The 22000-nt window shown below is 47.1% G+C and carries 24 protein-coding genes; 19 read left to right on the forward strand and 5 right to left on the reverse strand.

Going from position 1 to position 22000, the window contains the following annotated elements; translation table 11 throughout:
* Window positions 1–162: 162 nt before the first annotated feature.
* From AC50YO_RS09560 to AC50YO_RS09595, 8 genes are all read left to right on the forward strand, one after another.
* Complete coding sequence (locus tag AC50YO_RS09560; RefSeq protein ID WP_494846542.1) at window positions 163–411, forward strand: hypothetical protein; 249 nt, start codon at window positions 163–165, stop codon at window positions 409–411.
* A gap of 88 nt (window positions 412–499) precedes the next feature.
* Entirely contained in the window at window positions 500–2404 is a 1905-nt protein-coding gene (glgB, locus tag AC50YO_RS09565) for a 1,4-alpha-glucan branching protein GlgB (protein WP_494846965.1), read from the forward strand.
* A 16-nt stretch (window positions 2405–2420) separates the two neighbouring features.
* On the forward strand, window positions 2421–3587 hold the full coding sequence (locus AC50YO_RS09570; RefSeq protein WP_494846544.1) for a glucose-1-phosphate adenylyltransferase: 1167 nt from the start codon (window positions 2421–2423) through the stop codon (window positions 3585–3587).
* A complete protein-coding gene (glgD, locus tag AC50YO_RS09575; protein WP_494846546.1) occupies window positions 3584–4696 on the forward strand; it encodes a glucose-1-phosphate adenylyltransferase subunit GlgD in 1113 nt (370 codons plus the stop codon). Before AC50YO_RS09570 ends, glgD begins: the two co-directional genes overlap by 4 nt.
* Before the next feature lie 30 nt (window positions 4697–4726).
* Window positions 4727–6190 (forward strand): glycogen synthase GlgA, encoded by a 1464-nt coding sequence (gene glgA / locus AC50YO_RS09580; RefSeq protein ID WP_494846548.1) that lies wholly within the window; start codon window positions 4727–4729, stop codon window positions 6188–6190.
* Window positions 6172–8142, forward strand: a complete 1971-nt coding sequence (locus AC50YO_RS09585) for a glycoside hydrolase family 15 protein (RefSeq protein WP_494846550.1) — start codon at window positions 6172–6174, stop codon at window positions 8140–8142. Before glgA ends, AC50YO_RS09585 begins: the two co-directional genes overlap by 19 nt.
* A 428-nt stretch (window positions 8143–8570) precedes the next feature.
* Window positions 8571–10958, forward strand: coding sequence for a response regulator (locus AC50YO_RS09590; RefSeq protein ID WP_494846552.1), 2388 nt, complete (start codon window positions 8571–8573; stop codon window positions 10956–10958).
* A gap of 100 nt (window positions 10959–11058) precedes the next feature.
* Window positions 11059–12138 carry an HD domain-containing phosphohydrolase gene (locus AC50YO_RS09595; RefSeq protein ID WP_494846554.1) on the forward strand — a complete coding sequence of 360 codons (1080 nt, stop codon included), beginning with the start codon at window positions 11059–11061 and terminating at the stop codon, window positions 12136–12138.
* Here the strand turns inward: AC50YO_RS09595 and AC50YO_RS09600 are convergent.
* Genes AC50YO_RS09600 through AC50YO_RS09620 form a run of 5 tightly spaced genes read right to left on the reverse strand, consistent with a single transcriptional unit; the run spans window position 12135 to window position 13928 of the window.
* A complete protein-coding gene (locus AC50YO_RS09600; RefSeq protein WP_494846556.1) occupies window positions 12135–12587 on the reverse strand; it encodes a spore germination protein GerPE in 453 nt (150 codons plus the stop codon). The genes AC50YO_RS09595 and AC50YO_RS09600 overlap by 4 nt on opposite strands.
* A complete protein-coding gene (locus AC50YO_RS09605) occupies window positions 12587–12814 on the reverse strand; it encodes a spore germination protein GerPD (RefSeq protein ID WP_494846558.1) in 228 nt (75 codons plus the stop codon). The genes AC50YO_RS09600 and AC50YO_RS09605 overlap by 1 nt, the downstream gene beginning before the upstream one ends.
* Window positions 12815–12836: 22 nt before the next feature.
* Complete coding sequence (gene gerPC, locus AC50YO_RS09610; RefSeq protein ID WP_494846560.1) at window positions 12837–13481, reverse strand: spore germination protein GerPC; 645 nt, start codon at window positions 13479–13481, stop codon at window positions 12837–12839.
* Window positions 13482–13497: 16 nt separating this feature from the next.
* Window positions 13498–13701: a spore germination protein GerPB gene (locus tag AC50YO_RS09615; RefSeq protein WP_494846562.1), complete on the reverse strand. Its 204-nt coding sequence runs from the start codon at window positions 13699–13701 to the stop codon at window positions 13498–13500.
* Complete coding sequence (locus tag AC50YO_RS09620) at window positions 13698–13928, reverse strand: spore germination protein (protein WP_494846564.1); 231 nt, start codon at window positions 13926–13928, stop codon at window positions 13698–13700. Before AC50YO_RS09620 ends, AC50YO_RS09615 begins: the two co-directional genes overlap by 4 nt.
* Before the next feature lie 157 nt (window positions 13929–14085).
* Here AC50YO_RS09620 and AC50YO_RS09625 point away from each other — a divergent pair, with 157 nt between their 5' ends.
* From AC50YO_RS09625 to AC50YO_RS09675, 11 genes are all read left to right on the forward strand, one after another.
* Window positions 14086–14514 carry an Hsp20/alpha crystallin family protein gene (locus AC50YO_RS09625; RefSeq protein WP_494846566.1) on the forward strand — a complete coding sequence of 143 codons (429 nt, stop codon included), beginning with the start codon at window positions 14086–14088 and terminating at the stop codon, window positions 14512–14514.
* 139 nt (window positions 14515–14653) lie between these two features.
* Window positions 14654–14854: a hypothetical protein gene (locus tag AC50YO_RS09630; RefSeq protein WP_494846568.1), complete on the forward strand. Its 201-nt coding sequence runs from the start codon at window positions 14654–14656 to the stop codon at window positions 14852–14854.
* A gap of 36 nt (window positions 14855–14890) precedes the next feature.
* Window positions 14891–15115, forward strand: coding sequence for a hypothetical protein (locus AC50YO_RS09635; protein ID WP_494846569.1), 225 nt, complete (start codon window positions 14891–14893; stop codon window positions 15113–15115).
* A 140-nt stretch (window positions 15116–15255) separates the two neighbouring features.
* A complete protein-coding gene (locus tag AC50YO_RS09640) occupies window positions 15256–15663 on the forward strand; it encodes a Fur family transcriptional regulator (RefSeq protein ID WP_494846966.1) in 408 nt (135 codons plus the stop codon).
* Between the two features lie 17 nt (window positions 15664–15680).
* A complete protein-coding gene (yidD, locus tag AC50YO_RS09645; RefSeq protein WP_494846571.1) occupies window positions 15681–15932 on the forward strand; it encodes a membrane protein insertion efficiency factor YidD in 252 nt (83 codons plus the stop codon).
* 100 nt (window positions 15933–16032) lie between these two features.
* The gene (locus tag AC50YO_RS09650; RefSeq protein ID WP_494846573.1) at window positions 16033–16185 is read left to right on the forward strand and encodes a hypothetical protein; all 153 of its coding nucleotides are present in this window, start codon (window positions 16033–16035) and stop codon (window positions 16183–16185) included.
* Between the two features lie 126 nt (window positions 16186–16311).
* Complete coding sequence (gene metG / locus AC50YO_RS09655) at window positions 16312–18306, forward strand: methionine--tRNA ligase (protein ID WP_494846575.1); 1995 nt, start codon at window positions 16312–16314, stop codon at window positions 18304–18306.
* A gap of 320 nt (window positions 18307–18626) precedes the next feature.
* Window positions 18627–19604, forward strand: a complete 978-nt coding sequence (locus AC50YO_RS09660; RefSeq protein ID WP_494846577.1) for a metal ABC transporter solute-binding protein, Zn/Mn family — start codon at window positions 18627–18629, stop codon at window positions 19602–19604.
* A gap of 39 nt (window positions 19605–19643) precedes the next feature.
* The gene (locus tag AC50YO_RS09665; RefSeq protein WP_494846579.1) at window positions 19644–20468 is read left to right on the forward strand and encodes a metal ABC transporter ATP-binding protein; all 825 of its coding nucleotides are present in this window, start codon (window positions 19644–19646) and stop codon (window positions 20466–20468) included.
* Complete coding sequence (locus AC50YO_RS09670; RefSeq protein ID WP_494846581.1) at window positions 20452–21261, forward strand: metal ABC transporter permease; 810 nt, start codon at window positions 20452–20454, stop codon at window positions 21259–21261. Before AC50YO_RS09665 ends, AC50YO_RS09670 begins: the two co-directional genes overlap by 17 nt.
* 21 nt (window positions 21262–21282) lie before the next feature.
* A complete protein-coding gene (locus tag AC50YO_RS09675; RefSeq protein WP_494846583.1) occupies window positions 21283–21999 on the forward strand; it encodes a cytochrome c biogenesis CcdA family protein in 717 nt (238 codons plus the stop codon).
* Window position 22000: the final 1 nt, after the last annotated feature.

Here is a 22000-nt window from a genome sequence, read left to right on the forward strand (position 1 = left end):
AATTAAACTTAGGAGCAACAGAGGCATGTAGGACTTGGTAAAAGTACAATCTGTAGCCCTAAGCGACTGTATTCAAGTTTTTAGGAGCTTTATAATCTAGGTCATTCCCTTTAATATGAATGGGATAGTAGCAGGGTACATATCCAGGGGGAAATAGACATCATGAAAGTATGCTGTATCGAGGCTTGCGAGAAACCAGTAAAAGCTAGAAATTTATGCGCTATGCATCATCAGAGATTATTGCGTCACGGCGATCCTCTGATCGTTAAGCCTACTCGTACGAAGAAAGTGATTGCATGCAAATGGATCAATTGCAAGCGAGAGGCTGTAACGAGAGGTTATTGTGACAAGCATTATTATATATCACGCGTTGCGTACAAGCATTCGGCAGCTAATGGAGATGAAGTGTAATTATGAATTAAAAGATGTATAATATGGATACTTAATGATTTATGAAGGGCTATACAAATCCAACTGAGCGGGGTGAACCTCTACGTTGATGCAAACGGTGCCGTACGGGTTATCGCTGTCTGATTTGTATTTGTTTAATGAGGGAAGCTCCTATCACAGCTATAGATTTATGGGAGCTCATCTAATGGAATGGGATCGAGCAGCAGGTGTCAGATTTGCTGTATGGGCTCCACATGCTGCTCAGGTCTGTCTGGTGGGCAGCTTTAATGATTGGAATGGTTCAGAGCATCCAATGGAACTTGTAGGATCTACAGGTGTATGGGTGTTATTTGTTCCTCACATCGGAGAAGGAACCGCATACAAGTATGAAATACATACAAGAGCAGGCTCGAAGCTGCTCAAGGCAGATCCATATGCAACTCTAGCGGAAAGACGTCCTCGTACTGCATCTGTTGTAGCACAGCTAGGCGACTTTCCATGGCAAGACGAGCAATGGATGAAGCTGAAGGAAGACAAGCCCAGCTATGCGAATCCTCTGCTAATCTATGAGGTGCATGCGGGCTCATGGCGCATGAAGGGCAAGGAGCAGTTTTTAACATATGAAGAGCTTGCTTCCGAGCTTATTCCTTACGCCGTCAATATGGGCTATACCCATATTGAGTTAATGCCCTTATCGGAGCATCCCTTCGATCAATCCTGGGGCTATCAAATTACAGGCTTCTATGCGCCGTCCAGTCGATACGGCAGTCCGATGCAGCTGATGCATTTTGTGAATTGCTGCCACCAGAGCGGGCTGGGTGTTATTTTGGATTGGGTACCGGGGCATTTTTGCAAGGATGATCATGGGCTTAGACTATTCGATGGGACTCCAATCTACGAGGGAACGGACGATAAGCTTGCAGAAAAGCCTTTATGGGGCACTTTGGCATTCGACTTCAGTCGCAGCGAAGTGATCAGCTTCCTGATCTCCAATGCGATCTATTGGATGGACATGTTCCATATAGATGGCTTACGGGTAGATGCAGTTGCAAGTATGATTAACCTCCATATGGATAAGCCGCCAGATAGGTTCACCTGGAATCAGTTCGGTGGAGTTGATAATTTAGATGCACTTTCGTTTTTGAAACGACTGAATGAACAGATTTTTCATTACTTCCCCTATACGTTGATGCTTGCTGAAGATTCTTCTGCATGGCCCGCAGTTACCTCTCCTACATACTTGGGCGGGCTAGGATTCAATTACAAATGGAATATGGGCTGGATGAATGACATGCTTCGCTATATGTCTATTGACCCGGCTGACCGCTCACACCACCACCACTTAATTACGTTCTCATTATTGTATGCTTTCTCAGAAAACTATATATTGCCGCTCTCACATGATGAGGTTGTCCATGGCAAACGATCTCTTCTGAACAAAATGCCTGGAACATACGAAGAGAAATTCGCACAGCTTCGGCTGTTGTATGGGTATTGGATGACCCATCCAGGCAAAAAGCTGCTGTTCATGGGCAGTGAATGGGGGCAATTCGATGAATGGAAGGACAGGGACCCTCTTGATTGGATGCTGCTGGACTATGAGCTCCACCGCAAAATGCAAAGTTATGTGAAATCTCTCAATCATATATACAAGCTGGAACCATCCCTTTGGGAAAAAGATTGTGATCATTCCGGATTTCAATGGATTGATGTTCATAATGCCGAGCAATCTATCATATCTTTTATTCGTTATGGTAAAAATGGCTTATCTGTTATTATAGCCAACTTCTCCCGAAACGATTATTCCTGTTATCGGATCGGAGTGCCAGAGTCTGGGGTCTACCGTCCTGTAGTAAATAGCAACGAAGTACGCTTCGGAGGCACTGGCGTACAGCCTATTCTGTACGCAGCCAGCGAGAGTATCGCTTGGCACGGTTACGATCAAAGCATCGAGCTACATCTCCCCCCGCTAGCCTTCCTGCTTCTCACCTATGACCAGGGGGACACACAATAAGAAGGAGTTGGTGTCCATGGGCCAAAAAGAAATGATCGCTATGCTGCTTGCTGGGGGTGAAGGCAAACGGCTTGGTGTATTAACGAAAGATTTGGCTAAGCCGGCCGTCTACTTCGGTGGGAAATATCGTATTATCGATTTCACTTTGAGTAACTGCGCGCATTCCGGCATTGACACGGTAGGTGTTCTGACCCAATATCAGCCGCTTGAATTGAATCGTTATCTAGGAATCGGTACCCCATGGGGGCTCGACCGAAAAGATGGAGGAATGGCCATATTGCCGCCTTATGTGAAACAAAAGGGGGGCGTATGGTATAAAGGGACCGCCAATGCCATCTTTCAGAATATGGCGTTCATAGAACGGTATAATCCGAGCTATGTGCTCATTATTTCCGGTGATCATATTTATAAAATGAACTATGATTTGATGCTTCAGCATCATAAGAAGAGCGGTGCGGACGTCACAATCGCCGGTATCGAGGTAGACTGGAAAGAGGCAAGCCGATTCGGCGTGATGCATGTCGACGACGAGGACCGCGTCACTGCTTTCGAGGAAAAGCCGAAGACGCCATCCAGCAATATTGCTTCGATGGGTGTCTATATATTCAACTGGTCTATTCTGCAAAGCTATTTGACCTATGATGAAGCGAGTCGTAATTCCAGCCATGACTTTGGCAAAGATGTCATCCCTGCGATGATGAGGGATGGTTTGCATATAAGCGCATATTCCTTCCATGGCTATTGGAAGGATGTTGGCACAATCGAGAGCCTATGGGAAGCTAATATGGATTTGCTTGCTGATGAGCCACTGCTAGATTTGGCAGATCAGGATTGGAGAATCTATTCCGTCAGTCCTAATCGCCCAGCACAATATATTTCTCCTTCAGCGGACGTCTCTTCTTCAATGATAACAGAAGGCTGCGTAGTGGAAGGAACAGTAGAACGTTCGGTATTGTTCTATGGCGTGCACTCAGGCAAAGGCAGCCAAATTTGTGAATCTATCATCATGCCTAATGTGAGAGTTGGGGAGGGCACGCGTATTTATCGCGCGATTATAGGAGAGGGAGCCGTTATTGAGGACGGGGTTATGATCGGTCATCCGGATGAGGATGTTATCACCGTCGTTGCCGTGGGCGAGCATATTGGCAATGTTGAAATGCTGCAGGAGGTGGAATTGCCATGAAGCACAAGATTATGGGCGTCATTAACTTAATTCATGAGACGGATGAGCTCGAGCTGTTAACCCAGAGCAGGTGCTTGGCAACGGTTCCCTTCGGTGCACGGTACCGATTGATTGATTTCGTCCTATCGAATATGGTCAATTCAGGAATTAATAAAGTGGCGGTATTCGCACATACCAAATACCGTTCCTTAATGGATCACGTGGGTGCAGGCAATCATTGGGATTTGAATAATCGGCAAAGCGGCCTATTCTTGCTCCCGCCTGCTACCGATGATATTCAAGAAATAAGCCGCGGCGATCTTTATCATTTCTACCAGCATCGTGATTATTTCAATCGCTCTACGCTGGAGTACGTTGTGATTACCCGCAGCCATATGGTATGCAACATAGACTTTCAGCCGATCATCGCTTATCACGAGGAGCGTGGAGCGGATATAACTGTTGTATGCAAGGAGCATGCGGATCTGCAGCATGGCAAGGCCCGCAAGGTGAAGATGAATACGGATGGCCGTATAACTGCTATACAAGACCATTACGGCCGTATGCTGAGCGATGTAACCTCTATGGAAATGTATATTATGAAAAAGGATCTGCTAATGGAATTGGTAGAGACATCGCTTGCCCAAGGGCAGGATCACTTGGTCCGTCATGCGATCTTTTCCCGTATTGATAAGCTGCGAATATATGGTTACTTGTTCGAAGGCTATCTGGGTGTCGTGAACACTATCGCCAGTTATTATCAGAACAATATGAGCCTGCTGCGCCCGGAGGTATGGAAGGAGCTATTCTTTCAGCCGGGAACCGTATTTACCAAAGGCAAGGATGAGCCGCCTGCGCGTTATTATGGCAAGTCCAAAGTGAACAATTCGCTTATAGCCAATGGCTGCCGGATTGAAGGAACGGTGGAGAACAGCATTATTTTCCGAGGGGTTCACATTCATAAAGGGGCAGTTGTTCGCAACAGCATTATTATGCAGAATGGCGAGATTGGCGAAAACAGCCTGATTCAATATAGCATTCTGGATAAAGATGTTCGCGTTCAATGTGATCGGGACATTCGCGGATCGTTGGATAATCCGTTTTTGGCGGCTAAGCGCAAGCTCATTTGATTAATGAAGATTGGAATAGGTGGGAATCCAATGAATATTTTGTTCGCGACTTCCGAAGCGGTGCCTTTGGCAAAAACGGGCGGTCTGGCTGATGTAGCAGGTGCGCTGCCCAAAGCCTTGCGTCTTCGCCAAGCAGATACGAGAGTCATATTGCCGAAATATGAAGAAATTCCTTCCTCCTATCTCGATCAATTCGAGAGAATTGCTGAATTCACAGTGTCCTTCAGCTGGCGCAATCAATATTGCGGCTTGTTCAAAGCCGAGATTGATGGTGTAGTTTATTATTTAATAGACAACGAGCATTATTTCAAAAGAAGAGGGCTGTACGGATACGGCGACGACGCAGAGCGTTTTGTTTTTTTCTGCTTCGCTGTCATGGAGGCGGCCCGATATTTGGGCTTTGAGCTCGACATTGTTCATTGCCACGATTGGCAGACAGCATTGATTCCGTTCCTATTGAAGACAAGATATGCGAGTGATTCTGCATGGTCTGGTGTGAAATCGGTATTCACGATTCATAACCTGAAGTATCAGGGGCTGTTCGGCATCGAGCTTATGAAGGATTTGTTAGGGGTAGGAGATGAGCGATTCGGCTACGATGGGCTTGAATTTCATGGAGCGGCTAGCTGCATGAAGGGCGGTCTTCTCTTCGCTGACAAGCTGACTACAGTTAGTGAGACTTATGCGCAAGAGATACAAGGGTGGGAGCATGGGGAACGGCTGGACGAGCTGCTTCGCTATCGTTCGGGGGATTTGGTCGGCATCGTGAACGGGATAGATGAAGAGCTGTATGATCCGATGAATGATTCAGCGCTTCATACGCCTTATCGCGGTTCGATCAGCCGCAAAAGGAAAAATAAAGTGGAGCTGCAGCGCCAGCTTGGTCTTCCTTTATCAGAAGAAATTCCGTTGATTGGGGTCGTATCTCGACTGGTTGAGCAAAAGGGCTTCGATCTTATTGCGAATAAGCTGGAGCTGCTCATGCAGGAGGATATGCAGTTAGTTGTATTGGGAGCGGGAGAGGCTCATTATGAGCAGCTCATGAATGAGGCTGTAGCTCGTTATCCGAGCAAAGCTGCTGTGTGGCTTGGATATAATGACAGCTTGGCCCGCCTGATTTATGCGGGATCAGATATGCTATTGATGCCTTCACGTTTCGAGCCCTGCGGGCTAAGCCAGTTATTAGCACTGCGCTACCGTACTGTTCCGATTGTTCGGGAAACAGGAGGATTGAAGGATACCGTTTCGTCCTATAATGAATATACTGGAGAAGGCAATGGCTTTAGCTTCACCCACTATAATGCAGAAGACTTTTGGCATACAGTACGCAGAGCTCTTTCCTTTTATAGGGATGAAGCTGTCTGGAAACAAATAATAGCTAATGGCGCTAAGGAAGATTACAGCTGGAACCGTTCGGCCAAAGCTTATTTGGCTTTATACGATCAACTTCTGATTCACCGAAAGGGGAAAGAGCTATGGCCCGTCACCTCGTAATTGGCAATGGTAAACTTCTGCTCAATCTCGATCAGCATTGTTATATTCGGGACATCTATTATCCTTATGTCGGTCAGTTAAATCATGTAGGAGGTCATTATTGCAGATTCGGTATTTGGATCGGAGGGAGATTCTCTTGGCTGGATGAGCCCGAATGGAAATTTGAGCTTGATTATGTGGAGGACTCACTCGTAACGAATATTGTGGCTAGGCATGAGGGACTAGAGGTAGAGCTTCATATCAATGATGGAATCCACCAACGCGAATGCATTTATTTGAAGCGTGTGGTCATTCGCAATCTTCGTGATGAGCCTAGGGAAGCGAGATTATTTTTCCATCAGGACCTGATGATTGAGGGTTCAGAGGTTGGCGATACGGCCGCTTACTACCCGGAGAACAACACCTTGTTCCATTATAAGCGCTCGAATTATTTCATGTTCAGCGGTTCTACGGATGAAGGCGGCATCATGCAATATTCCACAGGGATCAAGCGGTTTCATTCCGCTGAGGGCACGTGGCGTGACGCGGAGGATGGTGTGCTGATGGGAAATGCCATAGCGCAGGGCTCTGTCGATAGTACGATCAGCTTCCGTACGAACGTTCCGCCCCATGGAGAGAAGACAGTCTTTTATTGGATGTCGATAGGAAAAAATCTGGAAGAAGTCAAGGAATTGAATCAATACGTTCTCGACAACCATCCAGAGAAGCTGCTTAGCCGCGTCGTGATTTATTGGAAGCATTGGCTGCAAAGGGCGGAGAATGATCTGGGTGACCTCCCGAAGGAGGTTATAAGAACCTTTAAGAAAAGCTTGCTGCTTGTTCGTACGCAGGTGGATGAGCGGGGGGCTATATTAGCGGCAAATGATACGGATATTTTGCAATATAACCGGGATCATTACAGCTATATGTGGCCGCGCGACGGGGCGTTAATCGCTGAAGCTATGTCACTGGCAGGATACCAAAGCGTTATTGCGCCATTCTTCACCTTTTGTGCGCAGGCTTTGTCGCCAGAAGGATATTTGTATCACAAGTATAATCCGGATGGAACGGTAGGCTCCAGCTGGCATCCTTATATTGTGCATGGCAGTACACGGTTGCCGATTCAAGAGGACGAAACGGCACTCGTCCTGTTCGCGCTATGGCAGGATTATTCACGCAATCAAGTTATTGAGCTGCCGCAATCGCTGTATAGCAACCTTATCCGCAAGGCGGCTTCCTTCTTAAGTGAATATATGGAGCCATCCTTGTCACTGCCGAAGCCGAGCTATGATCTCTGGGAGGAACGTTATGGAATATGGACCTATACAGCCTCCTCTGTGTATGCAGGCTTAATGGCGGCAGCGTTCTTCACTGAGCTATTCGGCGATTACGAGCGAAGTGATCATTACAGAAATACGGCGGACACAATCAAACAGGGGATATTGACCCATTTGTGGGATGAAGAAACAGGTAGGTTTGCCCGCGGCCTGATTCAGAAGGACAATAGCTGGGTGAAGGATATGACATTGGAGAGCAGCGTATTCGGAATCTGGGAGTTCGGCGTACTTCCTGTGCAGGATGAACGGGTTATACGGACGATGAGGGCAATTAAAGAAGGATTACAGATTCGTACAACTATTGGCGGCATTGCCCGTTACACGAATGATTATTATTTCCAGCAATCCGGGGAAATCGATAAGGTGCCCGGTAATCCATGGGTCATTTGTACGCTATGGGTAGCGAATTTCGAGATTGATTCTGCTCGTACGCTGGAAGATCTGGAGGGACCGAAGCAGACGCTGCAATGGGTAGTTGACCATGCGCTGCAAAGCGGGCTCCTGCCCGAGCAGCTGAATCCGTACGACGGGTCGCCGTTGTCCGTAGCGCCGCTTACTTGGTCTCATGCGACCTTCGTACAAAGTGTAAGCAAATACGCGGCAAGGTATAAGCTGCTGAAGAATGGCGGAGGCTAGAAGCTTGTTTCGCCATCGCAGGTATGTCAGACAAAAGATGAGGGTGATAACGTTCTGGAACAGAACGATGTCACCCTCTTTTTTTGCATGAGAAAGACCGATAACTTAAATAGGGGGGAATCTGCAGCAAGCAGCATGTATGCGATCCTATTCAGCTTTCTACAGGAGCTCTGTACAAATTTTAATTATTATCATGGTAAAATTTTCAGCCTGATATATAATAGGGTCGTATGATCTAGTTGGATATCTACGAAGTCGTGGGATTTTATGAGGCAGTTGTACAGTTCAGTGTGATTATAACTACATTTTATTAGTTCATATGACCTACACCGTATTGATTTGGAATATATGGATTGTAATATTTCGCAATTATTGCAGTAATATTTTCTGTATGATAAATGGCGGCCAATAAGAAAGAGGGTTTTCGGGTGGAGCATATTCATGGCTCGCATAATTTTGTACTTGTTGTTTTTTCGTATGTGGTTGCAATTGCGGCCTCTTACACCGTTCTGGAGCTCACTGACAGGATAAATCTGTCGAATGGAAAAAGCCGCTGGTTATGGCTTATGTTTGGCGCTGCCGCTATGGGGATGGGGATTTGGTCGATGCATTTCGTAGGAATGCTCGCGTTCTCCCTTCCAGTACCGATTGCTTATGATCTCTCGACAGTGCTGTTATCCATGCTGGCGGCGATTATAGCTTCGTTTTTCTCCTTAAATATAGCTGGCCGCAATGAGTTATCTTGGAATCAATTGCTTCTTGCAGGGCTTTTGCTCGCCGCAGGCATTTCAACGATGCATTACATGGGCATGTCTGCCATGCAGATTGATATTATGTACAATCCATTATTTTTTGCACTCTCCATAGCTATCGCGATCGTTGCTTCTATCACAGCATTATGGCTCGCTTTTTATTTTCACAAAGATAGAACGCGAGGCAAGGTCTGGAAGAAGCTTGGCAGCGGATTAATTATGGGCGCTGCAATTGTGGGTATGCATTACACAGGCATGTTCGCTGCCTCCTTCCATTTGGGAGACAAAGCGGCATCACCATCAGGGATGGTGTTGGATCAGACTAGATTAGCCTATATGATAGCCGGAGGCACTTTATTTACACTAGGGCTATGCTTGCTGGGTATCTACATATCTGGAAGGCTTTCGCATAAAGATTCGGAAATTAAAGATAAAACAGATGAAATTCATATGATTAATCAGGAGCTTCGTGAGCTTAATGATAATTTGGAGCAATTGGTAGCTGAACGTACGGCACAGCTTGAGAAGGCACATGATGAAGCCATTAAGGCCAATATGATCAAGAGTCAGTTTCTTGCCAATATGAGCCATGAGCTGAGGACACCCCTTAATGCGATTATCGGATACAGCGAAATGCTGAAGGAAGAGGCGGAGGAGCTGAATGAGCCGACTTTCGTGGAGGATCTGGGTAGAATCAGCAAAGCAGGCAACCATCTTCTAGCTCTTATTAATGACATTCTGGATATCTCAAAGATCGAAGCTGGAAAAATGGATATTCACTTGGAGAGCAGCAGCTTGCAAGATCTCGTCTCGAATGTGCTGACAACAGTGAAGCCGCTTATTATAGCCAATGGAAATCAGTTGAAAATGGACTGTGTGGAAGGGGAAATAACGACTGATCTAACGAGGCTGGAGCAAATTCTTATTAACCTGCTGAGTAATGCTAATAAATTCACAGAAGCGGGTTCTATTGAGCTTGATATTTATCGCGAATCCAGAGACAGGCAAGAGGGATATGCTTTTCGTATCCGAGATACGGGCATTGGCATGACGCCGGAGCAGCTAGAGAAGCTGTTCCAGCCTTTTACGCAAGCGGATTCCTCAACAACGAGGAAATATGGCGGGACGGGCCTTGGACTGGCGATCAGCCAACGCTTTTGCCATATCATGGGCGGCGATATTCAAGTGGAAAGCAAGTTTGGCTCCGGCAGCACCTTTACTTGCTGGCTTCCTATCATTACGAAGCAGCCTGAATCGGACGATGCAATAGAAGAGACTGTGCATACGGCTATAGAGCTGGAATCCGAGGGTGTTCAGGAAGTCAGCATACTTCTGATTGATGATGAGCAGAGCAACCGAGAATTGATGGAGCGGTACTTGGTGAAAGAGGGTTGGACAATTGCTTTTGCCGAAAACGGACAAGAAGGGCTTCGGCTTGCCAAGCTGCTTCGTCCCAAAGTGATATGTCTGGATATTCTAATGCCGAGAATGGATGGATGGAGCGTATTGGCAGAGCTTAAGGTTGATCCTGAAGTGGCGGATATTCCTGTGGTGATCTGGTCGGTGACTAATGACAAGCATCTGGGATACACGATGGGTGCATCTGAATTTCTAATGAAGCCTGTACAGCGGGAGCGGCTTATTACCGTCATGGATAAATATATATCAAGCCGCACAGACCATACTATTCTGGTCATCGAGGATGATGCGACAACAAGCGATATGATGGCCAAGCTGCTGCATAAAGAGGGCTATGCGGTGACGCGTGCCCAGAATGGCAGGGTCGCTTTGGAGAGCATGGCTGAGAACTTGCCTGAATTGATACTGCTTGATTTAATGATGCCAGAAATGGACGGGTTCCAGTTCATTGAGGAGCTGCGCAAGAAGGAAGGATGGAGCGCGATTCCGATTGTCGTATTGACTGCGAAGTCGCTCACCTCGGAGGAAAGGTTCAAATTGAACGGCTATGTGAAAAATGTGATTCAAAAAGGAGCCTTCAATCCCAAATCTTTATTGGCAGAGATTGGACAATATTTAACGGATGTCGAGCTTCCTGCAAGCTGAGCATAGGTTACTGCTTGAATAAGCTTCTAATTTACAAGAGAGCTGCAGCTCTCCTTATGATGTCGTAATGCCTTTACAAAGAACGAATGGAGCATAGGGGATGAATGAATTCGATTTCAAGCAGGCAAAAATACTAATCGTTGACGACCAAGAATATAACATCAGCTTATTGGAACGAATACTAGCGCGTGCAGGATTCAAGCGAGTGTATAGCGCAATGGATCCTCATCGTATCCATCAACTATTGAAAGAGATAGGCCCAGATATTATACTGCTGGATCTGCATATGCCGGGAATGGATGGTCTTCAGGTATTAAGGTTGATTCGAGAGCAGACAGGAGCGGATATTTATTTGCCGGTTCTGATGCTTACTGCCGATGTTAGCTCTGAGAAGAGGCAGGAGGCGCTGCAGGCAGGGGTGAATGACTTTTTGACCAAGCCTTATGATCGCACTGAGGTTATTCTCAGAATGAATAATTTGCTCAAAACGCGGCAATTGCATTTGCAGCTTCAGCAATACAATAATACGCTAGAAGAAAGAGTACGCGAACGGACAGAGCAGCTGCAGCAGGCCAAGCTGGAAATTTTGCAGCTGCTTGGACGAGCGGCGGAATATCGTGATGATATGACGGGCCAGCACACGCAGCGTGTAGGCGATTTATCGGGATTAATAGCCAGCCGCCTGGGTCTGCCGGAGTGGAAGGTTGATTTGATAAGAAGGGCAGCTCCCCTACATGATATTGGCAAGATCGGCATTCCTGACGAGGTATTGCTGAAGCCGGGAAGATTCGAGCCCCATGAATTCGAGCGCATGAAAACACATACGACCATAGGGGCCAGCATCTTGGAGGGCAGCTCTTTTACCGTTCTGAGCATGGCGGGGATCATTGCCCATTCCCATCACGAGAAATGGGATGGAACTGGCTATCCGCAAGGGTTAAGCGGGGAGAATATTCCTTTGGAGGCACGCATTGTAGCTCTTGCTGACTTCTATGATGCTTTGACCCATGAGCGGCCTTACAAAAAAGCATGGACCACGGCGGAAGCTATTGCCGAGATTGAGAAGCAAAAAGGACTCCATTTTGACCCTAAGGTAGTAGACGCTTTCCTGAGCTGGATTCAGCATGACCTATTGGGTGATGGAGTAGCTCATTCGAGTAGGTTGAACTTATCAAGCTAACTGCCAATACCCGGAGTGGGGAGGGCATGCTTGAATTGGCGTATATTCATAATACGTGACTCGGAGGTCGTCCGCAGGGCGTTGCCTGCTTGTAGAATGGAGGCAGCGCCAACCGCTGTAATAGAAATACAGCCAACACTGATGCGAGGCGAATGATTTGTTCTGCAGATTCGAAGAATGTCGCCGTTGTCGAATGCAGGATCTTCCAGCTCGGGCAGCGCCCGATTAAAGATGGAGTAGGATTCGAAATAGAACTCGCCCCCCTTGCAGTGGGAGACTTCACGTTGAACTGCGAGCGCGAACAAATGCGGTGTAGCCTCTACTCGATCTCCAAGCTGAACAATAGCGGATAAGGAGACGTCGATAATGCATAGCTTGCCTATCTCGGCAGTTCGAATGGGATAGTCGACCGCAGCAGCATCCTCATCATCAAATTTGTAGCTGCGCATTATTCCGAGCTCTCCAGAGGAGCTTCACCTAGAGCCGTGCTTGCGAATTCTGGCTGTGGAAAAGGAGCGAGCGGCCCGACGATTACAGACTCTGGCGGCGTGTCAAACATGGAATACAGCGTCACATAATCACTGTCGCCGACTTGAAGCATGGAGGCACTGGATACACCCAGTATCTCGATTGTGCCAACAGACAGGCAATGGTTATGCACATTGAAACAAATCATCCTCAGTATACCTCCTCAGACATTAAGCAGGGTTGCCACCCTGCAGTTGCCTCATATATTGCCGCATGGCGGCATTAGCATCACTAGAAGTTTTGGCCACTACCTCCCATTTGTACTTCTGAAGAGCGGCATCATCCATAGCGGCATTATCTGGCTGCAGCCTTTGCATATAATATTGAATTCTAGGAGGCATTTGCTTCCTGATATCTTCAAGGATCAGACGACGGTGATAGGGATCAAGGGGCAAGCAGTATTCATTCTCCAGCTCTATAAGCGTATTCTGGCCCTGTGTGTCTATATATTGATTCAGCTCGGTCTGAATGTCCGCATAAGGGGCCGATGGAGGCACGTTACCTGGAGCGGCAGAAGGATAAACCTCTGACTTAGCGACAGACATTTGTTCGATATCGCCAGCTATAGATGGAGCCCCGGGCGGAGTCATGCCAATATTCAAAGTGCCGTCAAGCTTCTCGACCTTCAATTGATCGAATTGATAGGAGAGATTCTCAATATTATAAGTAGGCTTGGCTTCTAATTGCTTCAATTGCTGGCAGACCGCTTCTAATTGCTGCTCGAGCTGTGTAATCTGCTCCTGTTGGTCTTTGAGCTTCATTTGAACATCGAATGACCAGGCTTGCCATGGTGATAAAGGATTTGACTGCTGCATCGGTATAACCTCCAATCTAGGAAGGGTTAGGCAGTGGAACAAAGGACAGCGGATTGTCTTCCCCCAGATTCGGGGCTGGGCCTGTGAATCCTCCCGTATTGTATAGCTGTGATAAGGAACGAATCGAGCCCGCGCTGCCGATTTGCAGGACGGAGCTGTTCGATACGCTGTCTACGCTAAGCTGATGGATAGTAATGTTCTGATGTATAGTCCAATTCATAAGATAGATCCTGTCGCATTTTGCGTGCTGTCCTGCACATCCGGATCAAGTGTATTCGTAGCGCTGACCGCACTATTAGAGTTGGCCAGACTTCCTGTTAGGAAGGAGCCGGAGCCTGCATAGGTCTTGGAGGTGCTGGAGGGAGATAGCTGCAACGTATCCCCGAATTGAATAACAGCACTGGAGCCGACGCTGACGATATTGACAAAGCCGACTATAGAAGGCATGCGATATTCCTCCTTTTCTGGTAAGCATCTTGTGTCATATCTTATGCGGCATTCGCCCATAGGTTCCCTCAACCAGGGTGTTCCTGTGAAGTAGCCGGTTAGCCCAGATTTGCATACGATGCAGGAAAGATGGTGAATCGGAGAGGAGGGATAGGCTATGTCATCCAAATGGAACGACATGGAGCGGTGGATGGAGGGCCAGAAGCTTCCAAAGGGCTTCGATGTGCTGAAGGAGCCTGATTGGGTCGAGCAGTTCGTCCGAAAAATGATGACTAAAGCGCTTCCTGAGGCTGCTAGTGCTATAACCGGCCAGCCTAAGTCAGTTTCCTTTTTCGAAACCCATCACTTCATTATTGTGAAATATTCGCTTCCTAAGGGAGCTCAAAAAGAAGAGCTGAGCCTATGGGTTCGAGAGGATCGCCTTCGCATCGAAGGACTGCCCGATAATCACAAAGAAACGATCAAGCTTCCGAAGCGTGTCAATCCTCGAATTTGTCGAGCGCTGGTTAAGGAGGGGGTCCTACAAATTAAATTGCGCAAACGTCCTGTAAACAAAGCCTATCATGAGGCTATCATTCGTTGGTGAAGATTCTGACAATGCGCTGGAGTAATAAAAGGATTCATCGGCTGTCACGAAATATACCGCATTGATACTGGCTAAACCTTGCATAATCCCTTATAATGCTAATAGTTACGTTGCAAACTGATATAAGGGAGTGTATAGTGTGTCATTAGTCGATGTCAGCGGTGTCTCGGCGACATTATTTATACTTGGGGTCGTCTTTTTAATGCTTATTTTTGGATTATTAAGCTTTGGTATATTACGAATGTTCCAGCAGAAGTTCAAGGCTGGATGGATCAGCTTTGCAGGTGCGGTAGTCAGCTTCGTCGTTTTTATGTTTATTTTAAACCGATGGTTCTGGTAACGGGCCGGTCTAACGCAAGAATGGAGGGTAACCGTTATGTTCTGGACTGCGATGTGGTTTTTATTCAATCTATTATTCGTAGCCTCTCTTATTGTCGTGTTGTTCTTGCATAGGACCATTATGGAGCTAAGAGCGAGCAAGCAAGATTCTGATAGACTACATACGATTTTGTTACGTCGCAAGTGGATGTCTATAATCAGTGTCCTATTCTTCCTGGCGATGTGTGCCAGCTTTCTTTTGAATATGAGATTGAACGGGTAAAAAGCCGTTTGGGTGAGACTCTCATTGACGAGAGTCTTTTTTTTGGGCATTATGAGTAGTAAGGCATGTTCTAGTAGAAACTTTCATGTTCGGAGGTTTGTTCTTTGCATAATCATACTATTGAAGAAATTGTGCAGCGCATGGCAAGCCAAGGGCTTCGCATAACGGATCAACGCAAGACATTGGCGAAGCTGTTCGCTGAGACGAATGGCTATCTTGCGCCCAAAGCTGTCTATGAATATATGGGGAAGTCCTATACAGGCTTAAGCTTCGATACCGTGTACCGCAATCTGCGGGTCATGGAGGAGCTGGATGTTTTGGAGCAGGTTGTTTTTGAAGATGGGGTAAAGTTCAAATTGCATTGCAGGGAGAATGAGCATCACCACCATATGATCTGCTTGCAATGCGGCCATACTTATCCGATTACGTTCTGTCCGATGGAACAGACCATCGTGCCAGATGACTTCAAGGTTGTGAAGCACAAGTTTGAAGTGTTCGGGTATTGTAAGGACTGCGTTCAGGAAGACACCTCGAGTGGGGAAGGCTAGTGACCCGGAGTCATCGAATGAAGAGAGTGCTGCAGGCACCCGTCGTATTCTACCGCAAGGTGATCTCTCCGCTCAAGCCGCCCTCCTGCCGCTTCTATCCTACCTGCTCAGCCTATGCTTTGGAGGCTCTTGAGAAGCATGGGGCATGGAAGGGAAGTATGCTTGCTGCGAAGCGAATTGCGCGCTGTCATCCCTTTCATCCAGGAGGATTCGATCCTGTACCGCCAGCTTCATCGGAGAAAGATAGCGAGAAGACATCGCCTCCTTGACAGCATGGTATCCTTTTGGGTATATTTTGTCATATAGTCATATGAGCATCCGATGAATGGATAAGTACGATGTGTTGCCTTTTACAGAGAGCCGGGCATGATGCTGGAAGCCGGTAGAGGATATACATGGGAAGATGGTCCGGGAGGATCTGCTTTCGAGCTGAATCTTGTGCTTTGCGCAAGAGCGGTAAGGGAGCGGCGCAGGCCGGCGTTAATTGGCATTGCCGTCAGTTGTGGCGGCACACGAAGCTAATGCATGCCATTAATCTTATGGGCTGCGCATTAGAAATTTGGGTGGTACCGCGTGAGTTAACCATACTCTCGTCCCATGTTGGACGGGAGTTTTTTGCGTTTAATTAACCTTATAGGAGGAATAACAATGGCAACGGACAACAAAACGTTCTACATTACAACCCCGATTTATTACCCGAGTGATAAGCTGCATATTGGACATGCATACACGACAGTGGCGGGAGATGCGATGGCGAGATATAAGCGCCTCCGCGGCTATGACGTTTGGTATTTGACGGGAACAGATGAGCATGGACAAAAGATTGAGCGTAAAGCTAAGGAGAAGGATCAGACTCCGCAGCAATTTGTAGACGACATTGTTGGCGGAATCAAGGAGCTATGGGCGAAGCTTGAAATTTCAAACGATGACTTCATCCGTACGACTGAACCACGCCACAAAGTAGTGGTTGAGCGCATTTTCGAGCAGCTTCTGAAGCAGGATGATATTTATAAAGGAACCTATGAAGGCTGGTACTGTACGCCTTGTGAATCCTTCTTCCTCGAAAGACAGCTGGAGAATGGGAATTGTCCGGATTGCGGACGTCCAGTGGAGCTGGTGAAGGAGGAAAGCTATTTCTTCCGGATGAGCAAATATGCAGATCGTCTGCTTAAGCTGTATGAGGATAATCCAGAATTCATTCAACCCGAGTCACGGAAGAATGAAATGATCAATAATTTTATTAAGCCCGGCCTGGAGGATCTTGCTGTTTCTAGAACCACCTTCGATTGGGGCGTTAAAGTGCCTGGGGATGCGAAGCATGTCATCTATGTATGGATTGATGCGCTATCCAACTATATTACAGCACTTGGTTATGGCAATGAAGGTGAGGCAGGCTCCAAATATGAGCGCTTCTGGCCGGCTGACGTTCATTTGGTAGGCAAAGAAATTGTGCGCTTCCATACGATTTATTGGCCGATTATGCTGATGGCGCTTGGTCTGCCTGTTCCTAAAAAAATATTCGCACATGGCTGGCTTCTGATGAAGGATGGCAAAATGTCCAAATCCAAAGGCAATGTAGTGGATCCGGTGATGCTGATTGATCGCTACGGGCTTGACGCTGTTCGTTATTATTTGCTGCGCGAAGTGCCATTCGGTGCTGATGGAACGTTCACGCCTGAGAATTTCGTCGACCGCATTAATTTCGATCTTGCTAACGATTTGGGTAATTTGTTGAACCGTACCGTTGCCATGATCGACAAGTATTTTGATAGCAGTATCCCTGCTTACAATGGACAAGTAACGGCATTCGATGAGTCCCTGGAAGCTCTTGCGACAGAGACTGTTACTGCCGTAGAAGCAGCTATGGAGAAGATGGAGTTTTCGGTAGCGCTTGCTGCGATCTGGCAATTCGTTAGCCGTACAAATAAATATATTGATGAGACACAGCCATGGGCACTTGCCAAGGATGAGGCAAAGCGCGAGGAGCTTGCTTCGGTTATGCATCATTTGGCAGAAGCTTTGCGGATTACTTCCATTCTGCTGCAGCCTTTCCTCACACATGCGCCGCGTGAGCTTTGGAGCCAGCTTGGTATCGAGCAGGGCGAGTTGACATCTTGGGAGAGCACGAAGCAGTTCGGTCTATTGGCTGGAGGTACTCGTGTCGTCAAGGGATCACCTGTCTTCCCAAGGCTGGAGACGGCTGATGAAGTGGCTTACATCGCAGCCGCGATGGGCGGAGCGCAAACCACAGCTCCTGAGGCAGCAGTTGAGACTGCGCCTGCTGCTGCAAGCGTGCCTCCTGTTGAAGAAGAGGCAAAAGAGGAGATTGGCATTGACGAATTTGCAAAAGTGGAGCTGCGCGTAGCTCAGGTAATTGCTGCAGAGCCCGTCAAAAAAGCAGATAAGCTGCTCAAGCTGCAGCTTGATCTTGGTTATGAGCAACGCCAGGTTGTGTCTGGCATTGCGAAGTTCTATACGCCAGAGCAAATGGTTGGCCGCAAAGTAATTTGCGTGACGAATCTGAGGCCAGTCAAGCTGCGGGGTGAAATGTCGCAAGGCATGATTCTGGCAGCCTCGCACGGGGACCAATTGACGCTGGCAACCGTTCCGGATGAAATGCCTAACGGCGCTCTTGTGAAGTAATACCCGTATAAGGATTGATTCGAGATCGTTGCAATAGCCCTATATGGAACAATCCCATGAACATTCCGACTTTGTGCGTTGTAAGGGGTCAATCAAGAACCTTCATTTCCACTTTCACAGTGGTTTTGAAGGTTCTTTTTGCAAGAATGAAGCTGTTCTGAGGGAAAATGCAAGTTGTGGCCGTGGTATGTACAGATGTTTGCCCGTATATAGTAGAATAGCGCGAGCCAAAATATAAGAGTTGACAGCAGGGAAACGCCCTCGTATAATCTAAAACGTAATAGTAACGATTACTAACAAGGATGAATGGAGATTATACGATGCGTAATGCTAGGAAACAAACTAACAAAATAGTAGTTGCAGCACTGCTGCTTGTACTGGTTCTGAGCTTATCAGCTTGCGGAGGCGGCAATAAGGCAATTGTTGAGGAAGGCAAGCTTAATGTCGTCACCAGCTTTTATCCACTGTATTACTTTGCTTCAGAAATTGGGGGAGAGCATGTCCATGTGACGAATTTGATCCCTGCTGGAGTAGAGCCCCATGACTGGACGCCTAAGAGCCGCGATCTGACGGTAGCCTCGCAAGCACAGTTATTCTTGTATAACGGAGCTGGCTTGGAGGGCTGGACGGATGATTTTCTGCAAGGCTTGTCGAAGGACAGCCAACTTGTATCTGCCGAGATGAGCAAAGGGATTTCACTGATTCACGGCAATCCAGAGGAAGATCATGATCATGCCCATGAAGGGGAAGAGGATGACCACGGGCATAGTGATCTTGACGTTGATCCGCATACTTGGGTCAGCCCCAAATCGGCATTGATTATGGCCGAGAATGTGAAGAACCTACTTATTCAAGTCGATGCTGCCAACCAAGAGGCATACGAGAATAACTACGAGGCATTCCGCGCGAAGCTGGAGGCTCTGGATGGCCAATTCGCAAACGAACTTGCGAATACAAGGCTGAAAGATATTGTCGTTTCCCACCAATCATTTGGTTATCTTGCCCGTGATTATGGATTGACTCAGACTTCGATTATGGGCCTGTCGCCTGACGCTGAGCCCGGTGGGCAAGACTTGATGAAGATCGCCAAATTCGTAAAAGAAACAGGCATCCCTTACATCTTCTTCGAAGAACTGGTATCCCCAAATTTGGCAGAAACGCTCGCTAGAGAAGCGGATGTGGACGTATTGGTATTGAACCCGATCGAGGGACTTACACCCGAGCAGGAGAAGCGCGGAGAAACGTATATTTCCCTCATGGAGACGAACTTGCAAAACTTAGTTAAAGCGTTACAATAAGAGAGGATTCCAAGTCATATGAAGGAATGAGGTGCCAAGATGGCACAAATCAATAACGGTACAATGACCTCCCAGGTCTGCCATCAAGATATAATCTCGCTTGAAGGGGTAACCTTTTCTTATCAGCAGCAACGGGTGATTACAGGGCTTGATTTTTCGGTCAAGGAGCGTGATTTCGTAGGGCTGATAGGTTCCAACGGCGCTGGAAAAACGACTTTGCTGCGGATGATAGTAGGGCTGCTGAAGCCGGAGAGCGGAGTGATAAAGCTATTCGGTCAGCCGGTCTCACAGTTCAAGCAGTGGGAGCGCATAGGTTATGTGCCGCAAAAAAATTCGTTCAACCCGCTATTTCCGGCTACAGTCCGTGAGGTTGTTCTATCAGGACTTTATAGTAAGAATAAAATTTTTCGCTCGATCAGCAAGCAGGATCAGGTCAAGTGTGATGATGCGCTGCATGCTATGAAAATAGAAGATTTGGCTGCCAAACGGATCGGCCAGTTGTCAGGCGGACAGCAGCAAAGGGTGTTCTTGGCTAGGGCGCTTATTAATAACCCATCCTTGCTTATATTGGACGAGCCTACCGTAGGCATTGATGCCGAGACGCAAGAAGGCTTCTTCCATATGATCAAGCATATGCATATGCATCATAACATTACGTTTCTGATGGTATCGCATGATATGGAGATGATTCGCACTTACTTGGGCTTGCAGCAGGAAGCGGAAAGCGGGAAGCTGAAGTTCTATAGGAAGCATTCGCATGATTTGCAGAATTGCGTTGAGAATGATTTGACACATAGCCTGAAGGGACTTCGGGAACAAATGGAAAGCAGGAGAGAGGTCGTTCTAGTTGGAGATCATAGGTAGTGAGTTTTTTCAGCGGGCATTGCTAGGAGGCCTACTAATTGGTATAACAGCACCGCTTATGGGCATATTTCTCGTACTCCGAAGATTGTCCATGATTGGGGATACGTTGTCTCATGTATCCATTGCTGGTGTGGCATTAGGTTTTATTATTGGTGTATATCCCGTTGCGGTAGGTCTGGTCTTTGCTGTAGCTGCTTCGTTCGCGATTGAGAAGCTGCGCAAAGCCTACAAGTCTTATGCAGAGCTGTCTATCGCCATTATTATGTCGGGGGGCGTCGCACTTGCCTCGCTGCTATTCACAATGGGCAAAGGCCTCAATGGCAACGTGAACGGTTATTTGTTCGGAAGCATCTATACACTTGGCAATCTGGATCTGGTTACGATTGGAATCGTAACAGTCATTGTCCTGATTGCGATTCGTTCACAGCTCAAAGAACTGTTCCTGCTTACGTTCGATGAAGACGCGGCAGCTGTGAGCGGCTTGCCCGTTCGATTCTACAATGTTATGATTAGCGTGCTTACCGCGCTTGTCATTAGTGCATCCATTAAGATCGTGGGAGCGCTTCTTGTCTCTGCTTTACTGACGATACCAGCTGCATGCAGCCTCATTATTGCTCGAAGCTTTCGTCAAAGTATTATTACGGTCGTCATCATCGGAGAGTTGGCGGTCATATTCGGATTGTTAATTGCAGGTGTATGGAATCTGGCACCTGGGGGTACGATTGTTCTGCTGCTTATCGCGATTCTGCTTATCCTTCTTATGATGAAGCGAGGAATGCGAACGGGCAGTTAATTTCAAGCGAGGTGCATAGAGTTGAGTGATGTGAACATTTGGCTGGCTTTTGGAGCCGGCTTTGCTTCTTTTATTTCGCCATGCTGTTTGCCTTTATATCCCTCTTACTTATCTTACATAACAGGCATTTCGGTAAGTGACCTGAAGCACAATAATTACTCCGGAAAAATGCGGATGAGAACGATGACTCATACGTTCTTTTTCATATTGGGCTTTAGTGTCGTCTACTACACACTGGGATATGGCACGAATGTATTTGCAGAGTTTTTCAGCGAGTATGATGAACTTATTCGGAAGCTGTCCGCTATTCTTATTGTTCTAATGGGATTATTCCTTATTGGAGTATTCCAACCGCAAATGTTAATGAAGGAACGCCGGTTCTCCATTGATCCGAACAAAAGAACCGGCTATATTGGCTCCTTCATCTTCGGCGTTGGCTTCTCAGCAGGCTGGACTCCATGTATTGGACCAGCATTGACTGCTATACTGGCTTTAGCTGCATCGGAGCCTGGCACGTGGTTCAAGCTGACGACAGCCTATGCGCTAGGCTTTGCCATTCCGTTCTTCGTTCTGGCATTTTTCCTTGGTTCCGCGCGCTGGCTGTTGAAATATTCTTCACTTGTTATGCGCATTGGCGGGGCGATTATGATTCTAATGGGCATTTTGCTCTTCACCAACCAGATGACCCAAATTACAATTTGGCTTAATACTGTTACACCTGACTGGCTGAGGTTCTAGC

This window comes from Paenibacillus sp. J22P59 (assembly GCF_059383895.1).